Here is a 16,823-nt window from a genome sequence, read left to right as displayed (position 1 = left end):
CATGACAAGCGCAACGGTCAAGCCGGTCAGACCACTTCCTGCGGGCATTTCGGCACGGCGTCGAGGAACGAACGTCCGTAAGTCTTTGTCAGAATCCGATTGTCCAGCACCACCACGATGCCCTTGTCCGATTTGGCGCGAATGAGGCGCCCGACCCCCTGCCTGAACTTGAGGATCGCTTCCGGGAGAGAGAATTCGGTGAAGGCATTGCCGCCGGCGGCTTCGATTTTTTCAATCCGTGCTTCGATGAGCGGGTGGTCCGGAACCGCGAAGGGCAGCCGGGTGATGATGACGTTGGAGAGCGCTTCGCCGGGGACGTCCACGCCTTGCCAAAAGCTGTCCGTTCCGAACAGCACGGAATTCACGTCGGCCTTGAATTTCTCAAGCATGGCCGTGCGCGGAAGGCCGGTCCCTTGAACGAAGCAATCGAGCCCAAGCCGGTCGAAGAAGGATTCCAGGCGCTCGGCTACGTCGTGCATCAATTTGAAGCTGGTAAACAGGACGAACGCCTTGCCGTGCGTCATCCGGATGAAGTGCTCGATCCAGTGCGTCAACGCGCCGGCGTACCCGTCTTCGCGCGGATCGGGAATTTTCCGGACCACGAACAATTTCATCTGCCGCGGGTAGTCAAACGGCGACCCGACCTGGAGCGCCGCAGCATCCTCCCCGCCCACCCGCTTGGCGAAGTACTGTAAGGCAGGCATCCTGCCTGCCCCGATGGCGGGTGTGGAAGCACCCGGGACGGGAACGTTTTGGGAAGAGTCCTCCTTGGGCAGGCTGGAAGCCTGCCCTACTTTTGAGCTCGGCCCGCCGACAGCGGTACCACCTCCGACACGGAATTCTCCCGGAGCTAAGCCAGCTTTCTCAGGGTTTTCGCGGATGTAGTTCGCGAATTTCTCCAGTTGCGCCGCCGAGCGCACGATGCAGTCGAAAGACTCATCTTGCCAGAGTTTCCCGGTCCGTCCGATCACCTGGTTGAGTTTGTTCGCCGTGTAAGACTTCCAGGAGTGCAGAATGTCGCTCAGTTCGTGGCCCTGCACCGGATGCACGACTGCGTGAACGTGGTTGGGCATGATCACGAAATTCCCCAACAGATAGCGTTCGCCATCGAAGAAGCGGAGCGCTTTTTCCACAATCTCAGACCGCGCCGGATCACGCAGCCAGCAGGCGCCGTGACCGGCATCCAGCCATTGCTGGAAGAGTTCCGTGAAACGCTCGTGGTATTCGGCGCGTTGTGCGGTCGAGTGTGGTTCAGGATTCTCGTTGAGCCATTGCTCAAGCTCGCTTTGCCATTGGCGCAGTTTCTCTTGCGGAATCGAATCGGCCAATCGGAATGTAATAAAGTAAGTGCAGCCTTCTTGACGCCAATGCGGCAGGCGCCGCCCGTAACGTGCCACGGGTGCGTCAGGATCGAACGGCGTAAAAGGTAGGGCAGGCATCCTGCCTGCCCCCATAGAGCGTGTGACTGGACTCGATCCGGAACCTTTCTTGGACGGTTCGCTTTCTTGGGGCAGGCTGGAAGCCTGCCCTACTTTGGTCGCCAGGGTGGCGCTGGTCATGATGACGGAAGTGGGTGCGCCGAATAAATGCCGGCGCAAGAAACCGGCCACATCGACCGGAGCCGCATTGAGAGCGAGATTCTTCTGCGTTTTCCCCGTGCGTTCAACCCAGTACACATGTTCCTCGCAACTCTGGCTCAGGAAAGCCGCGATGCCTTCCCGCAAGTCCACCAACCGGCGGTTGCAGTCCAGGAGTTCCTCGGCGGACTCTCGGTCGTGCGTGGATTTGACGAGTTCACTGATGGATTCGCGCAGGCGCTGCATCGCCAGGGTAATTTCATCCGGGACCAGGTCCGGCTGGCGGATGCGAAGCTCGCTCCAGGAACGGCTGGACCGGCTCGCCGCCGCCTCGGAGTCGTCACTCAAACCGCCGCGAGAACCTGGACTTAAGCGTCTTCGCGCTTGCGCCGACCGCGCCATTTCATCGCAAGCCTCTTCCACCGCGTCGAAAAAGGCGTCGCTTCGGTCCAGCAATTCTTCCACGAGAGCCATGGACTTGCCGTGGTGCAGCGCGTTGAGCAGCCCCTTCTTCGTGCGCGGATTCCACAAGCGGTGCAACACGAACCGGAGCTGTCCGTTGGCCACGCTGACGCCAATGTATTTGGAGGCGACGTGCTCCACCGTGTGCGCCTCGTCGAAAATCACGAAATCATTCTTGAACAGCACGCCGTCCTGCACCTCCTCCTCCAGCGTGCCGAGCAAGGTGAAAAACAAAGTGTGATTGAGCACGAGCACGTCGGCGGCGAGGATGCGGCGGCGGGCGAGCTGGAAAAAGCAAGCGCCGTGTTGCTTGGCGAACTCCGAATTCGGGCCGCACAGTTTCGGCGAACACAGGCCGCGCTCCGAACACACCTGTTGCCAGACTTTGAAGTCGGGTTCGGCCTCGAAGTCGGACAAGCTGCCGTCCTCCGTGGTCTTCGACCATTCACAAATCCTCCGCAGCTCCTCCGTCTCCGTCGTTGTGAACAGGCTGTCGGACTGGTGCAGGGCCTTGAGCAAGCGGCGGCGGCACAGGTAATTCCCCCGTCCCTTCAACATCGTATAATCGAACTTCACCGGCAGAATCTTCTCCAGCATCGGCAAATCCTTTTGCGTGAGCTGTTCCTGCAAATTGATGGTGTGGGTCGAGACGACGGCTTTCTTCTTTTTCGCGGTCGCGAAGAGGATCGAAGGAATCAGATAAGCCAGGCTCTTGCCCACGCCCGTCCCGGCCTCCACGATCAGCGGTTCGCCGCGCTCCAACGCGTGCGCCACCGCCACGGCCATTTGCTGCTGCTGCGGGCGATACTCGAAGTTACTCGCCTTCGACAACAGGCCGGTCGGCGAAAAAATGGCTTCTACGCGCGCGGCCAGATCGGCCGAGCCTGCGGGCTGCGGTTCGACAACCGAGATCATGCCATTGCTCGAAGGGTTTCCGGCCAGTCCTGCCAGATTGGCCGGGTTAATTGTAGCCACGCCCGCGAGATGGGCAATGCTTCGCAATCCGAGTCTGCCCCTCCGCTTGACCCGATCCGGGTTCTGGCCTACTGTCCCGGCGTTCACCCAAACACTCAGTTTACGATGACTCGCATGCAGGGAAAATCTGCGTGCCTATTTCGCCAAACCTCCTCCCGTTTATGAAAAACAACCTCCTCAAGACGTTTTGCCTGCTGAGCAGTGTCGGGGCTCTGATTCCCTTCTGTGATGCGGCTCAAATGGCATTGAAACTCGAAGGTGATCCGGAGAGTTACTTCGCCGCTCCCGACCACCGGAGCCTGGATGGCGACCTGGGCACCGCCTTTACCGTCGAGGCGTGGGTCAAGCCAGCGATCAACACAGGCGAAAACATGATCCTGAACAAGGAAGACGCCTACGAGATTGCCGTCAAAGATGAGACCTTCCAGACCGCCGTTCAACCAAAAGGCGGGGCGTGGGAATGGTGGAACAGCGAAGAAAACGTCCCGGTGGACAAATGGACGCACGTCGCTGTGACCTGGAACGGCAGCACTATCCGCACCTTCGTCAACGGGAAGTTTCTGAAGGCGTTTGACAAGCCCGGGATCCTGAATGATTCGCCGGACACATTCAAAGTAGGCCGCCGCACCCGCGGCGGCGACACGCACAGCATCTTCACCGGCCTGGTCGATGAGGTCCGCATTTCAAAAGTCGTCCGTTATACCGAAGCCGGGTATCCTCTCCCCAAGAGTGCGTTCCTCCCGGACGGGGATACGGTCGCGTTGTACCACTTTGATGAAGCGGTCAACGGGGTGGTCAATGATGCTTCGGGGTTCGCGAACCACGGCACGCTGATCAGCAAAGCGGTGCTGGTTCCGGCGGACACTCCGATCACGACCACGACGGCGCCGGTGGAACCCTTGACCGCCTCAGTGTCGCCTTCGCCAGACTCCAGGGCCGCTCGCTACGACCTGGGGATCAGCGTCATCTTTGTCGATGGCACGACGAAATTGGCGCCGAATTCCGTCGCGCTCGAACTGGACGGCTCAGCCGTGACCGGGACTTCGACGAAACAAGCTGAAGTCACGACGGTCCGCTACGTGCCAGCCCAGATCTTCGCCCCGAACTCGGTTCACAAAGCGAAGGTGACCTACAAAGATGATAAGAACACCAACTTCACCAAAGAATGGTCCTTCACCGTGGAAAACTACAACGTCATCCCGGTCTCGGCCGCAGTCACGCCAGACACCAGCAAGAAGGGGTTCCTGGTTCGCACCTGGAAATCCACCGGGCAACCCAACAATCTGGCCTGGACCGAGGAGCAACTGGCGGGTTTGCACGGCGACAACCAGGCCGACACTTCGATGTTCAAAACCAGGCAATACGGGCAAGATTATTTCGATGAAACCGGCACGATCAATTATTGGAACACGGGGGGCCAGGGCAGCTTCACCAACAACGATACGCAAAACACGCCCGGGCTCGCGAACGACGGCACCAACGACGATAATTACTCTCTGGAAATCATTGCTTACCTCGGCTTGCCCGCCGGCACCGTGAAGATGGGCGTGAACAGCGACGACGGGTTTCGCGTCTCCAGTTTTTCGGGCGACCCACGCGACCAGTTCGCGACACGGCTCGGCCAGTTCGACGGCGGCCGCGGCGTCGCCGATACGACCTTTACGTTCGTCGTGGAGAAGGCGGGCGTGTATCCGTTCCGCCTAATTTACGAGGAGGGCGGGGGCGACTCGGCGGTGGAATGGTTCAGCGTGACGCCGGATAACAAGAAGATCCTGATTAACGATACGAGTGACCCAGCCGCGATCAAAGCCTATCGCCCGACCGCCGGCGCCCCCCCCGCCTATATCAGCTCGGTCACGCCGGGCGTCGGCGCTCAAGACCAATCTGGAACAGGCCCGATCAAGGCGGTGTTCGTGGACGGTTCCAACAAAATCAACCCTGCCACCGTCACGATGACGCTCGACGGCGCGCCGCTTAAAACGGTCGCGTCGAAGTCCGGCGACACCACCACCGCGACGGCGACTCTCGCGAGCGTGTTAGCCGAAGGATCGAAGCACAAGGTCACATTGACTTACGCCGATTTAAGCACGCCTCCGGTGTCCCGGACCGTGAGCTGGGATTTTTCAACGCGGATCACGGAGAAAGCCTTTGCGGCCGGCACGCTGTTCATCGAGGCGGAAGATTTCAACTTCGGCCATGGAAAATACATCAAAGACAAACCCATTGGGATGACGGGAAAGTATCCGGGTGGCGCGTACAAGGACCTTGGCGATGGAGTCGATGGCACGCTCGGCGACGGATCGGATTTGGGAATCGATTACTTTGAAGTGAACAAAGGAAGCGCGCAGGCGGTATATCGTCCGGGAACAGGGGTCGAAGCCGGAAAATTCGGAGACACTGCCGCGCCACCGGCCTCGGGTCTGGACCGGGGTTCGTTCAGTATCGAAGTCAATCATGTGGTCGGCTGGAACGACGCAGGCGATTGGTACAATTACACGCGAGCCTTTCCTACACCGGCCAAGGATTACAACGTCTATGCGCACCTCGCTTCTGGCGGCGCGGACGAAGCGGGCGAGTTGGCCGAGATCACCGGTGGCGCCACGACGGCCGCGCAAACCAAGGTCAAGCTGGGGACATTCAAGGCGAAAGCCACGGGGAATTGGGACGTGTGGCACATCGTGCAGTTGAAAGACGACGAGGGCAAACCCGTAACCGTCAACCTCACCGGCGAGCGAACTCTGCGCTTCACGGTTCTGCCCGGCGCTTTGGATGTGGATTATCTTGCCTTCGTTCCTGCGACCGCGCCGCCGCCCGGTCAACCCAAGTTCACCAACTTCCGCCGCGAGGCCGGGAACCTGATACTCGAATGGATCGGAAGCGGCACGTTGCAAGGCGCGGACGACGTCACCGGTCCGTGGGCCGACGTGGGAGGAACCAGTCCGAAGACAATCGCGCTGAGTGGGACGCGGAAATTCTATCGACTCAAACAGTGACGGTGCCACCTACGTGGTCCGTTTCCTATTCTGGTCCCGGTGGGGCTGCGCGGCGGCGCAGCACCCTCAATTGAAATGTCAGTGCCAAACAATGGTGGGTGGGGCGACGCTCCCGCGGAGCCTCATCTTGCATCTGAAATCCCATGAAAACCATCAATCGCCTGGGAAGGCCGCAAGATGGTCGAGGCCGCGCGCAAGTACCAACGCGTCGTCACCGTCGGCATGCAAAGCCGGAGCGCGCCATACGTCAAGGCGGCGCGCGATTTGATCCAATCCTGCTTTGCCATCTGGCGAACGTCGCCTGGCGCATGGGCAACACCAAGCTGGCCTTCGACGCGAAAACGGAGACATTTCCAAGGACACCCGAAGCGAATCAATTCCTCAAACGGCCGAGCTACAGAACGCCGTGGGTGATTCGGGATTCGGTGTGATTGGCCTTGATTGGGAGTCTTCATCCTCTCCCCGCGAGGCGTGAGTGGGGAGAGGATTGTGGAGAGCTTCCTTGGTTTCAGAACCATGCCCATGGCCCATGAACCGGGAACTGCGCGGACCGCAGCCTTCAGGCTGCTTCCGGCCCCGCTCTCGAGTTCGGCGCTGAAGCGGCCTAAAGGCCACGGTCCGAAGACACGCTTCATGGGAAGCTCCGTTGGTTTCAGAACCATGCCCACGGCCCATGAACCACGCACGGTTCGTAGTCCAGGCTTCAGCCTGTCCGGAGCGCCGGAGCCGCCTAAAGGCGGGACTACAAACCAACGCAGGTTCATGGGAAGGGGCAACCCATAAGGACGGCCTTCCTCTCCCCGGCCCCTCTTCTCCCTGGCAGGGAAGAGAGGGAGAAAGCACTCAACCATTCTTGGGTTTGACACCTCCCGGCGCTTCAGTTACGAAAGCGCCCGTCCTCGAAAGTGTGCGGGTTCAAGCGCGTTCCTCCTGCGCAGCCCGCTGACAGCACTCGTGAATTGCGTGGCATGACTCGCTCCGATGTCTGAAACCGAAAAGACCGGAGAAAAAGGCAAGGCGCCGGTCGAATGCGCCAAATGCGGCCAGGCCAACGCCGCCGGCACGAACCATTGCGTCCAGTGCGGCTCGCGTCTCTACATCTCCTGCCATAATTGCGGGCATTCGACCGTGCGTTCCGCCTCGCGTTGCGGGTATTGCGGCCATCGCCTGCACCGTTCGATGTGGAGCCGCGTGCGCCGCCGCGTTTTCGGGCGCAACCCCAAGATCACCCCTTTCCAGATTGTCCTCCTCATCGCCTTCGTCCTGATCGCGTACAAGGTGATCACGTACATCGTCGAATACAGGCCGCCGTCCTACGTGGGAGAATAAGCCGCGGCTTGGGTAACCCGTTAGAGTCCGGATTGTCGAGTGCGCGGCGGTGTGATTTATTGCGCCCATGCAAAAATCATTGAGCCGATTTGCCTGGGTCCTCGCGCTTTCACTTCCCGCTTTTCTCGGTTTCAACGGCTGCGCCACGGTGCCCATCACCGGGCGCAAACAACTCAACTTCTTCTCGCCGGGGCAGGAAATGCAATTGGGCTTGTCGAGCTTCGAACAGATGAAGAAGGAAGTGCCCGTCAGCCGCGACGCCGCGGCGATCGCGCTGGTGCAAAAGGTCGGCAAGCGCATCGCGGCCGCGGCCGCGAACGACTTGCCGGACGCGCAATGGGAATTCGTGGTCTTCGAAAGCAAGGAAGCGAATGCCTTTTGTTTGCCCGGCGGGAAGATCGGCGTTTACACCGGCATCCTGCCGATCACCAAAGATGAAGCCGGCCTGGCTACAGTGCTGGGCCATGAAGTGGCCCACGCTTCGGCGCATCACGGCGCCGAGCGCATGAGCGAAGCCCTGTTGCGCGAACTCGGCGGGCAAGTCCTGGGCATGAGCCTGGCCAAATCCGATCCAAAAACGCAAGCCGCCATGTCCATGGTTTACGGACTCGGGACCCAACTGGGCGTGGCCTTGCCGCACAGCCGGCAAAACGAATCCGAAGCGGACGCGATGGGGCTGATTTACATGGCCCGCGCGGGCTACAATCCGGAAGCCGCCGTTGCATTTTGGGAACGCTTTGCTGCCGCGACGGGCGGGAGCGACCACGGGCTTTGGTTTCTGCGAACTCACCCTGTCACCACCGACCGCATCCGCCACATCAAGGAACTCTTGCCCAGAGCGAAAGCGGAATTTCGCCCGCAAGCGCGATAGCACGAAGTTCCCCATGAAATCGGGGGTGAATTCCGCACCGACCTCTCAAGATTTGGATTTGAGGACGGTCACCCGATGCAACTCCCCGCTTACTTTGTTCTCTTCGCTGCCTTTTGTAAAAACAGAAGCAAACAAAGGAAACGAAGAACCCAAGGTTTCTCCTTTTGAAATCTGCTCTGACTTTTTCGTAAGTTCAGTTCGAGTCCGTCCAGGCAGGCAAGATGCCTGCCCTACTGCTTTTGCGTCTTCCCCGTCAGGTCCGAGTCCTCCCAGCCCCGGCGGCTGTGGTAAGCCCACCAGTCGAATTCGTCCAGCTTGCGCTTTTCCAGAGCGGCGTGGCCATCGGCAAACACCAGGTTGAGCGCGTCCCGATGCGCGGAGAGAAGCGGAGTCCAGTAGGGCATCTCCCAGACCAGCACCGCTCGCGACGCGCTCCCGACGTCTTCCGTGCGGCGGCCGCTCACCGGACGTTTCTCTTCATAGGTGGAATTGTCCTTCTTCAGATAAATGTGGTTCCAGACATAACTGACGTGGTCGTTGTCGCGGATGAAATTTTGCAGTCGCGGGGCCACAAGATCTTTCGTTCGGATGCCGGTGGGACAGGCGAACGTCCCGCGCGTGGGCTGGGGAACTTTCGACGCGGAATAGTTCGTCGGTTTCGCCTGATTTCTGCCCAGATACGGCTCGAGCAACTCCGGCATCCACATGTTATCGTTGCGCAGCCGGTAGCTGTCGCCCCAGGACCGGCCCCAATTCTTGCACAAGGGAAATCGCTCATCGAAGTCCGGCGCGTACATCGCGACGGCCAGCCCGATTTGTTTCATGTTGTTCAGACAATACGATTGCTCGGCTTTGAGCCGCGATTTGCTGAGCGCGGGCAAAAGCATGCTGGCCAGGATGGCGATAATCGCGATGACGACGAGCAGTTCGATGAGCGTGAAGGCACGGTTTTTCATAAGGCGCACGAGTTGAGTCACGATTAATGTCTGCGTTGAGCTGCCAGTTGGCAATCCCCTTTTTGGAAACGAACTGCTCGTGGGGGTGCAACAGGCCACTGGCCTGTTGTGACGTTCCAATTATTCCTTCGCGTATGAGCAACAAGAAGCTGGATCAGTTGATCGATCAACTGGAGAATCATCTGGAGTGCTGGAAGCAGTTCAATTATTACCTGGGCCTCGCGCGATCGAAACAATTCGATCCCGACGACGAAAGCCATTTTCTGGAAGTGAAAAGCCTGATCACGCAAGAACTGGAGTTGATCCACAGTTAGAAAATCGCGGGCGCGCGCGTCGCATGAACCAGCCAGGATGATTCATTCATGAATAAAACCTCAACCACGCCAACGAAGACCGTCGCAGACGCCGTGGCGACGGTCATTCCGGACGACGAGCGGCTCTGGGTGCCGCAGGCGCCAAACGTTTGGTTCCGTCCGCTGCTCTTCAACACCGTCAATGGCGAATGGGTCAATGTCCTCCGCGTCCGGAAATCTGGCATGCTCAACCGGCATCGCCATCCGGCGCCCGTCCACGGCTACGTGCTGAAAGGCTCCTGGCGGTACCTGGAACACGACTGGGTCGCGCGCGAAGGCATGTACATCTTCGAGCCGCCGGGCGAAGTTCACACGCTGGTGGTCGATGAAGGAGAGATGATGACATTGTTCCACGTGAGCGGCGCGCTGATTTACGTGAACGAACAAGGCGTCGCCACCCATTACGACGATGTTCACACGAAGATCGAGATGGCGCGAAAGCATTTCGCCCAGGTCGGGCTGGGCGCGGATTACGTCGAGCAATTTGTCCGCTGATGAACGTGCTCGTCCTCGCGGCGGGATACGCGACGCGGCTTTACCCGCTTACACTGACCCAGCCCAAGCCGCTGCTGCCGGTCGCGGGCAAACCGATGATCAACTACGTGCTGGACAACCTCGCCGCCATCAAGGGGCTGGATCGCGCGTACGTCGTGACGAATGCAAAGTTCTTCAGCCAATTCGAGAACTGGGCGAGGAATTATCAGCTTTCGTCCAAGGAACCCGGTAGGGCAGACCTGCAGGTCTGCCCCACCGACCGGCGGGATGAGATCCCCATCCGGGATCGGAGCGCCGATCAACAAGTACCCAAGACCCGGCTCGCCATCACCATCGTGAATGATCGCTCTACCGGCGAATCAAACAAGCTGGGCGCGATCGGGGACATCCACTTTGTCCTGGAGCAAGAGAAGCTCTCCGACGACTTGATCGTCGTGGCCGGCGACAACCTCTTCAGCCACGATTTGAAAGATTTCGGCGCGTATTGCCGCGAGAAAAACACGCCAGTTCTGGGAGTGCGCGACGTGGGCGATCTGGAACTCGTCCGGCGTTACAGCGTCGTGAATGTGGATCAGAATTCGCGGATCACGCTCTTCGAAGAAAAGCCGAAACTGCCCACCAACACGCTCAGCGGGATTGCGCTGTATTACTATCCCAGGACCGCGCTGCCGTTGATCCGCCAGTACGTCCGGGAAGGAAACAACCCCGATCAGCCCGGGCGCTTGATCCAGTGGTTGTATCAGCGCGTCCCGGTACACACTTGGACCGTGCCCGGCCTCTGGTACGACATCGGCTCCCAGGAAACCCTCGAAGAAGCGAACCGGATTTTTGCTCGCCTTGCGGGACAGTGATGCCTGGCGAGGCAAGAACGTTCACCGCTCTGCCCAGCGCGGCGGACGCCGCAGCCACAATATGCGGGCCCCCTCACCGCGCCCCAGCAGTTTTATCGGTTGCGGAAGAAGCCGTGATGGTTCGCCAACAATTCAGTCGGGATTTGCGTTCTTGCATCAGCCTCACGCAAAGGCCGCAAAGAACGCCAAGGAAAGTGGTCTTGGCGGATCTTCTTCAAGTCACTGGAGATGAGCCGCCACTTCTCTCAGAAAACGGATGAAGCCGCTCGCCTTTGCGGGGTTGGCGATCTTTGCGTGAGGTTTGGACTGAATTGTCAACTTAGAATGGAGGAACTTGGTCGGTTCATGGGAGGCCAGTTTGGTCCGATCACCATGCTCTCGCCCTATGAACCCGGCAGGGCGAGTCCGTCCCGGCGACCCGCTCGACGTGCTTGGAACACGTCTGAATCGGCTCGCTGGGACTGGCTCGCTCTACCCGGAAGGTTCATGGCTTTCAAGTCATCGCGCAGCTCTGTAACCGGAGGAACGAACGCCCCGTCTGAGCACCACACAGGCGCATGGCGACGTTGAACACAGGGCTTTGCCCACTCCTTTCTTTGGCTACTCAATCACCAGAGAAGGAGAATTTAGTGGTCATGGGCATAAATGCGATGACGTTCGTTGCGTCCAATTTGGCCTGTGGCGAAGCGCGACGGGGGAGCATAGCCAGCAAGCTCTGTGACCGAGGCGCAACGAAGCCACTGGCCAAATTCGGCGCAACCCGGAGGGCGGCAGTTCTTTTGCGGCCAGACTTTGTGGCTCGCTCCTTACAGACCGCGGAAGGGTATGCTCGTCGCTCGCGCCTCGTCTGGCCGCAAAATCCCTTGCCGCGAACGTCATCGTATTTATGTCCATGACCACTTAGCCATTCCGGAAATTGTTTGAACCCGATTTGAGTCTCTCTACTCTCCGCTACACACAGCACGGAAATCACAAAACCGACCATCGACAAACAGCACTATGACAAAACTAATCCGTAAGAAACTCTTCGTTTCTGTTTTGCTCCTGGCCGGGTTGAGCTTGGCCGTCTCCCAAGCCCAGGCCCAGGTCAACATCCCCGGATTCCTGAAGTTTGAGGCCTATAACGGCATCACGGGGAATCCGGTGCAGAGCCTTCTCGACGAAACAACGAAGTATCCCAACAAACCGGACGAAGTCCTGTACATGCCTTCCTTCGATAGCCGCACGGTTTATCCGAGCGACAGCCACGAGGCCTTCGGCGCCCGCATCTCCGGCTTCATCACGCCCATCGAATCCGGTCAATACGAGTTTTTTATCCGCAGTGACGACGCATCCCAGTTGTTCCTGAGCACGGACGACAACCCGGCCAACCTCCAGCAAATCGCTGAGGAAACCGGCTGTTGCGGCGGGTTTGAAGAAACTGGCGCGACCGAGACTTCGGCTCCCGTCCAACTGCAAGCCGGCAAGCGCTACGCCATCCAGGCGCTTTACAAAGAAGGCACCGGCGGCGATTTCTGCCAGGTCGCCTGGCGGAAGGTGGGCGATTCGACCCCGGCCTCGTCCTTGCAGCCAATTCCCGCGGCGTTCCTGTCGGTCAGTCTCCCCGCGAAAGGGACGGTTACGATCACCAAACAGCCTGCCAACGCCACTGCCGCGCAGAATGACACGGTGACGTTCTCCGTGGAAGCCACCGGCACAGAATCCCCGTTCCTGATTCAATGGCAAAAGAATGGCGTGTTCATCCCGCGCAAGACCGGCGCGAGCCTGAGCCTCGGCCCGCTGCCGGCGTCCGACAACAATGCCAAGATCCGCGCCGTCGTTTCCATCCCTGGCGCAACGGCCAACAGCTCCGAGGCCACGCTGACTGTCTCGGCCGACAAAACGCCGCCGACGATCAAAAGCGTGCTCGGCAGCGACACGTTTGACAGCGTGACCGTCGAATTCTCGGAAGCCGTGACTGCGGCTTCGGCCGGCGCGGCAGCGAACTATTCCCTGGACGGCGGTCTGACGGTGTCTGCAGCCGCGTTGGTGAATCCGACCACGGTGAAACTGACCACCAGCAAGCAAACGCGCGGCGCGAACTATAACCTGACCGTGAAAAACATCGCGGACACCGCCGGCTTGACGAGCGCGGCGGACACGAAGAAAGCGTTCTCGGCCTTCGATTACGTGCGAGGGGGACTGAAGTTCGAGGCTTACACCGGCATTGGCGGCAACGCCGTGCAAGGCCTCCTGGACGATCCGAAGTATCCGGGCAGCCCGGACATCGTGGGTTATGTGTCGCAATTCACGAGCCGCCTGGTTTTCCCCGACAGTTCGCACGAGAGCTACGGCGGGCGGATTTCCGGTTGGATCGTCCCGGCGGAAACTGCCCAATATGAGTTCTTCCTCCGCAGCGACGATGCCTCGCAATTGTTCCTCAGCCCCGACGACAATCCGGCCAACGCCGTCTCGATTGCCGAGGAAACCGGCTGTTGCGGCGCATTTGAGGAACCCGGCGCGACGGAGACTTCCGCACCGGTCTCGTTGACCGCGGGAAAGCGCTATGCGATCTACGCGCTCTGGAAAGAAGGCGGCGGCGGCGACTATTGCGACGTGGCATGGCGAAAAGTCGGAAATTCTGCCGTGCCTCGGGCCCTCCCCTATATTCAAGGCGCGGTTCTGGAAACGCTCGCGGCCCCAGGAACATTTACGCCTCCCACCATCTCGATCAGCAGCCCGAACAACGGCGCCGCGTTCGCCGTGAAAGCGCCGGTGACTTTTGTGGCTTCCCCAACGCCGGCGGCGGGCAAGACCGTCACCAAAGTCGAATTCTTCGAACAGGGCAAATTGCTGGGCACAGCCACGAGCAGCCCGTATTCAATCACGCTGGTTGACTTGAAAGAAGACGCGCACATTGTCTCGGCGCGCGTGACGGATAGCGCCGGCATCTTCACCGATTCGGCCCCCATCACCATTTCGGTCGGCGGCCAGGTGCAAAAGATCACCTTGTTCGCCATCGACGACAAAACGCTGTGGCGTTACGACCGGTCCGGCGCGGACCTGGGCACGGCCTGGCGAGAGCCGAAGTACGACGACAGCAAGTGGCCGCAAGGCAAGGCGCTGATCGCCGATGAATCCACCACGACCGTCGAACCGATTCGCACTCCCATCAGCCGTTTCAACGACAACAACGAGTACGTGCGCACGTTCTACTTCCGGGGCCGATTCAGTTTTTCGGGAGCCACGACGGGGGCAAAACTTCAGTTGCGCCACGTGGTCGATGATGGCGCCGTCTTCTATCTCAATGGGACGGAAGTCCTGCGCTTTGGCATCCCGGCCGGGGACGTAAATTTCCAGACCGACGCCAGCGGCCATGAGAATGCTTACGAAGGGCCCATCGACATTCCAGCGAATCTTCTCGTGCAGGGAGAAAACGTCTTCGCGGTGGAAGTCCACCAGTCCGGCGGCAGCAGTTCAGACATGGTCTTTGGCGCGGAACTCGTCGCATCGGTTCCGGTCACGACGACCACCGTCACCCTCGTGGCAGTCGATGACAAAACGACCTGGCGCTACGACCGATCCGGCGCCGACCTGGGCACGGCCTGGCGCGATCCGAAGTACGACGACAGCAAGTGGCCGCAGGGCAAAGCGTTGATCGCCGATGAAACCACCACGACGGTCGAGCCGATCCGGACGCCGATCAGCCGTTTCAACGACAACAACGAGTACGTGCGCACATTCTACTTCCGCACGCACTTCAACTTCCCGGCCGCAAGCACCGCGGGCGCGAAGCTCAAGCTGCGCCACGCCGTCGATGACGGCGTCGTCATTTACCTGAACGGCGTCGAGATCAACCGCCTGGGGATCACCGGAGACGTGAACTTCCAGACCGACGCCAGCGGCCACGAGAATGCCTGGGAAGGGCCCTTCGACATTCCGATCACAAACCTGCTGCCGGGCGACAACGTCCTGGCCGCCGAAGTGCATCAGTCCGGCGGCAGCAGTTCGGACATGGTCTTCGGCGCGGAACTCATCGCGACCATCCCGGGCGGCGCCACGCCACCTCCGGCCGAAGCTCCGAAATTCACGAAGTTCACGAGAAACGCGGATGGCAGCATCTCGATTGAATGGACTGGCGGCGGAACTCTGCAGGCTGCGGCTTCTGTGACCGGGCCGTGGCAGGACGTGCCAGGCGCCACGAGTCCTTACAAGCTCACTCCGACCGCCGGCGCTCCGACGCTGTTCGGGCGCATCAAGAAGTAGTTGACCCAAGCTTGGATTCGCAACGAGAGACCGGAGGCAACTCCGGTCTCTTTTTCTTTCCTGGAAAAGCATGGGAAGCTTTCTTGGCCTCAAGGCCATGCACATCGCCCATGAACCGAAAACCGTGCGGACCGCAGCCTTTAGGCTGCTTCCGCGCACTCTCCGGAGTCCAGCGCTGAAGCGGCCTAAAGGCGCCTAAAGGCCACGGTCCGGAGGAACGGTTCATGGGAAGTTCCCTTGGTCTCGTGCGATCACGATCCTGGACGAAATGACTGGAAGACCGGCGCGGTGCGGGGCAGGCGCCACGACCAGGATTTTCGGCGTCGCAGAGTTGCACTCTGCCGCATCGCCGACTTGCAGTCGGCGGCGCGTCGGCGAGCTGCAGAGCTCTGCAACTTGTCGAACCCATGCGGAATGCAATTCCGCGATACAGCAGAGTGCAACTCGGCGCTACGATCCTGCAACGTCGAAACCGTATTTCAGAGTTCTTAAACGCGGCGGCGCTTCAAGAACTCGCGAACGCGGGCAAACGCCTCGACCGTCAGGTCCACCAACCGGAGAGCGTCGGCCAGTTCCTCTTTCGAGTCCGTTCGTTCCAACTGGTTCAAGGGCCCGACCAAAGCGACCGCGCCGCAGGTCAGGCTTGCGCCTCGGAGCCGATGGGCCACGCGCCGGATCACATCAGGATCGCCGGCTTGGGCCGCCTGGCGGAGTTCGTTGATGGCACGCTCAGTGTCGGATAAATACAGTTCGACTACTTCGTTGTAAAGCTCCGGGTCGTTGGCGGCAAGGTCATGAAGCGGCCTGGGGTCGATCGGCGATTGCTCGTCGCGGACCAGGCTGGAGCCGCTCGAAACCGGCACGCTCTCGGCGCCGGAGCTTTCGAGAGAAGCGACTGCGGAAGAGCCGGTCGGGTTCTGCAGCGCGAGTTTGGCCAGTTCGAGCGCGGCGGCGAGGTCGGCGGTCTTCAGAGGTTTCGGCAGGTAATCGTTCATCCCCGCTTCCAGGCACCGTTCGCGGGCGCCTTGCATCGCGTGAGCGGTCAACGCGATGATGTACGGTTGCGGCTGGCTTCCGGACCGAATCCGCCGCGTCGTTTCATAGCCATCCATCTCCGGCATCTGGCAATCCATCAGGAGAATGTCGTAATGGGCGTATTCCAGCGCCTTGAGCGCCTCGATGCCATTGCCCGCGATCTCAGCGCCGTAGCCGAGTTTGCGCAACTGACTCAGGGTGACTTTTTGGTTGACTGGATTGTCTTCAACCAGGAGCAGGCGATGTTTGCCCGCGGCGGCGCCTCGCAAGGGTGTTTCCGCGACCGGTTCATCGAGCCTCGGCGCTCGCGCAAGGTCGGCGGCTCCTCCGAGCGCGGTTTCCACGCTCTGGAGAAGCGTGGACTGTTTCACAGGCTTCAGGAGGCACTCGGCGACTCCCGCGCCGACGACGCGCCGCCGAGCCTCAAAGCACTAGCCCTCAAAAGGCCTCATAACGACCGAATCTTGGCCAAATCGGCCACTGGGATGACAGCTAAAAATTCTCCCATCCTATCGGAACCCGCGTCATTATTGGGCATTCTCCGTTGGGACAAGCCTTAGTGGTCCGTTTCGTAAATACGCTCACGTTCGTTGCGCCCAATTTGGCCTGGGGCAAGGCGCGACGAGCGAGCATCCCCCGCCAGTGGGGCTGTGACCGAGGAGCAACGCAGCCCCAGGCAAA

Annotated in this window: 11 protein-coding genes and 1 pseudogene; 8 read left to right on the top strand and 4 right to left on the bottom strand. The window is 60.0% G+C overall.

Going from position 1 to position 16,823, the window contains the following annotated elements:
* Positions 1–26: 26 nt before the first annotated feature.
* Together FJ398_08055 and FJ398_08050 are read right to left on the bottom strand one after the other, a co-directional pair.
* Positions 27–704 (bottom strand): ATP-dependent DNA helicase, encoded by a 678-nt coding sequence (locus FJ398_08055; protein ID MBM3837904.1) that lies wholly within the window; start codon positions 702–704, stop codon positions 27–29.
* Positions 705–1,538: 834 nt separating this feature from the next.
* Positions 1,539–2,954: pseudogene (locus FJ398_08050) on the bottom strand (DEAD/DEAH box helicase).
* Between the two features lie 221 nt (positions 2,955–3,175).
* Here FJ398_08050 and FJ398_08045 point away from each other — a divergent pair.
* From FJ398_08045 to FJ398_08030, 4 genes are all read left to right on the top strand, one after another.
* The gene (locus tag FJ398_08045; GenBank protein MBM3837903.1) at positions 3,176–6,007 is read left to right on the top strand and encodes a carbohydrate-binding protein; all 2,832 of its coding nucleotides are present in this window, start codon (positions 3,176–3,178) and stop codon (positions 6,005–6,007) included.
* 143 nt (positions 6,008–6,150) lie between these two features.
* Positions 6,151–6,438 carry a hypothetical protein gene (locus FJ398_08040; GenBank protein ID MBM3837902.1) on the top strand — a complete coding sequence of 96 codons (288 nt, stop codon included), beginning with the start codon at positions 6,151–6,153 and terminating at the stop codon, positions 6,436–6,438.
* A gap of 550 nt (positions 6,439–6,988) precedes the next feature.
* Positions 6,989–7,336, top strand: a complete 348-nt coding sequence (locus tag FJ398_08035) for a hypothetical protein (GenBank protein MBM3837901.1) — start codon at positions 6,989–6,991, stop codon at positions 7,334–7,336.
* A gap of 67 nt (positions 7,337–7,403) precedes the next feature.
* Positions 7,404–8,207 carry a M48 family metallopeptidase gene (locus FJ398_08030; protein ID MBM3837900.1) on the top strand — a complete coding sequence of 268 codons (804 nt, stop codon included), beginning with the start codon at positions 7,404–7,406 and terminating at the stop codon, positions 8,205–8,207.
* A 230-nt stretch (positions 8,208–8,437) separates the two neighbouring features.
* Here the strand turns inward: FJ398_08030 and FJ398_08025 are convergent, their stop codons facing one another.
* On the bottom strand, positions 8,438–9,163 hold the full coding sequence (locus FJ398_08025; protein MBM3837899.1) for a type II secretion system protein: 726 nt from the start codon (positions 9,161–9,163) through the stop codon (positions 8,438–8,440).
* Positions 9,164–9,297: 134 nt separating this feature from the next.
* On the opposite strand from FJ398_08025, the gene FJ398_08020 reads away from it, so the two are divergent.
* From FJ398_08020 to FJ398_08005, 4 genes are all read left to right on the top strand, one after another.
* On the top strand, positions 9,298–9,477 hold the full coding sequence (locus tag FJ398_08020; GenBank protein MBM3837898.1) for a hypothetical protein: 180 nt from the start codon (positions 9,298–9,300) through the stop codon (positions 9,475–9,477).
* Between the two features lie 48 nt (positions 9,478–9,525).
* On the top strand, positions 9,526–10,011 hold the full coding sequence (locus tag FJ398_08015; protein MBM3837897.1) for a cupin: 486 nt from the start codon (positions 9,526–9,528) through the stop codon (positions 10,009–10,011).
* Entirely contained in the window at positions 10,011–10,862 is an 852-nt protein-coding gene (locus FJ398_08010) for a nucleotidyltransferase family protein (GenBank protein ID MBM3837896.1), read from the top strand. Before FJ398_08015 ends, FJ398_08010 begins: the two co-directional genes overlap by 1 nt.
* Positions 10,863–11,861: 999 nt before the next feature.
* Positions 11,862–15,107 (top strand): hypothetical protein, encoded by a 3,246-nt coding sequence (locus FJ398_08005; GenBank protein ID MBM3837895.1) that lies wholly within the window; start codon positions 11,862–11,864, stop codon positions 15,105–15,107.
* Positions 15,108–15,595: 488 nt separating this feature from the next.
* Here the strand turns inward: FJ398_08005 and FJ398_08000 are convergent, their stop codons facing one another.
* Positions 15,596–16,513, bottom strand: coding sequence for a response regulator (locus FJ398_08000; protein ID MBM3837894.1), 918 nt, complete (start codon positions 16,511–16,513; stop codon positions 15,596–15,598).
* Positions 16,514–16,823 lie beyond the last annotated feature (310 nt).

Source organism: Verrucomicrobiota bacterium (assembly GCA_016871535.1).
GTDB lineage: Bacteria > Verrucomicrobiota > Verrucomicrobiia > Limisphaerales > SIBE01 > VHCZ01.
The sequence above is the reverse complement of the archived record's forward strand: the minus strand, read 5'-3'. Positions and strand labels throughout refer to the sequence as shown.

Bases quoted from the DNA above. Each gene is read 5' to 3' on its own strand.
- FJ398_08055 (MBM3837904.1), bottom strand. From the start codon at position 704: ATGCCTGCCTTACAGTACTTCGCCAAGCGGGTGGGCGGGGAGGATGCT.
- FJ398_08045 (MBM3837903.1), top strand. From the start codon at position 3,176: ATGAAAAACAACCTCCTCAAGACGTTTTGCCTGCTGAGCAGTGTCGGG.
- FJ398_08040 (MBM3837902.1), top strand. From the start codon at position 6,151: ATGAAAACCATCAATCGCCTGGGAAGGCCGCAAGATGGTCGAGGCCGC.
- FJ398_08035 (MBM3837901.1), top strand. From the start codon at position 6,989: ATGTCTGAAACCGAAAAGACCGGAGAAAAAGGCAAGGCGCCGGTCGAA.
- FJ398_08030 (MBM3837900.1), top strand. From the start codon at position 7,404: ATGCAAAAATCATTGAGCCGATTTGCCTGGGTCCTCGCGCTTTCACTT.
- FJ398_08025 (MBM3837899.1), bottom strand. From the start codon at position 9,163: ATGAAAAACCGTGCCTTCACGCTCATCGAACTGCTCGTCGTCATCGCG.
- FJ398_08020 (MBM3837898.1), top strand. From the start codon at position 9,298: ATGAGCAACAAGAAGCTGGATCAGTTGATCGATCAACTGGAGAATCAT.
- FJ398_08015 (MBM3837897.1), top strand. From the start codon at position 9,526: ATGAATAAAACCTCAACCACGCCAACGAAGACCGTCGCAGACGCCGTG.
- FJ398_08010 (MBM3837896.1), top strand. From the start codon at position 10,011: ATGAACGTGCTCGTCCTCGCGGCGGGATACGCGACGCGGCTTTACCCG.
- FJ398_08005 (MBM3837895.1), top strand. From the start codon at position 11,862: ATGACAAAACTAATCCGTAAGAAACTCTTCGTTTCTGTTTTGCTCCTG.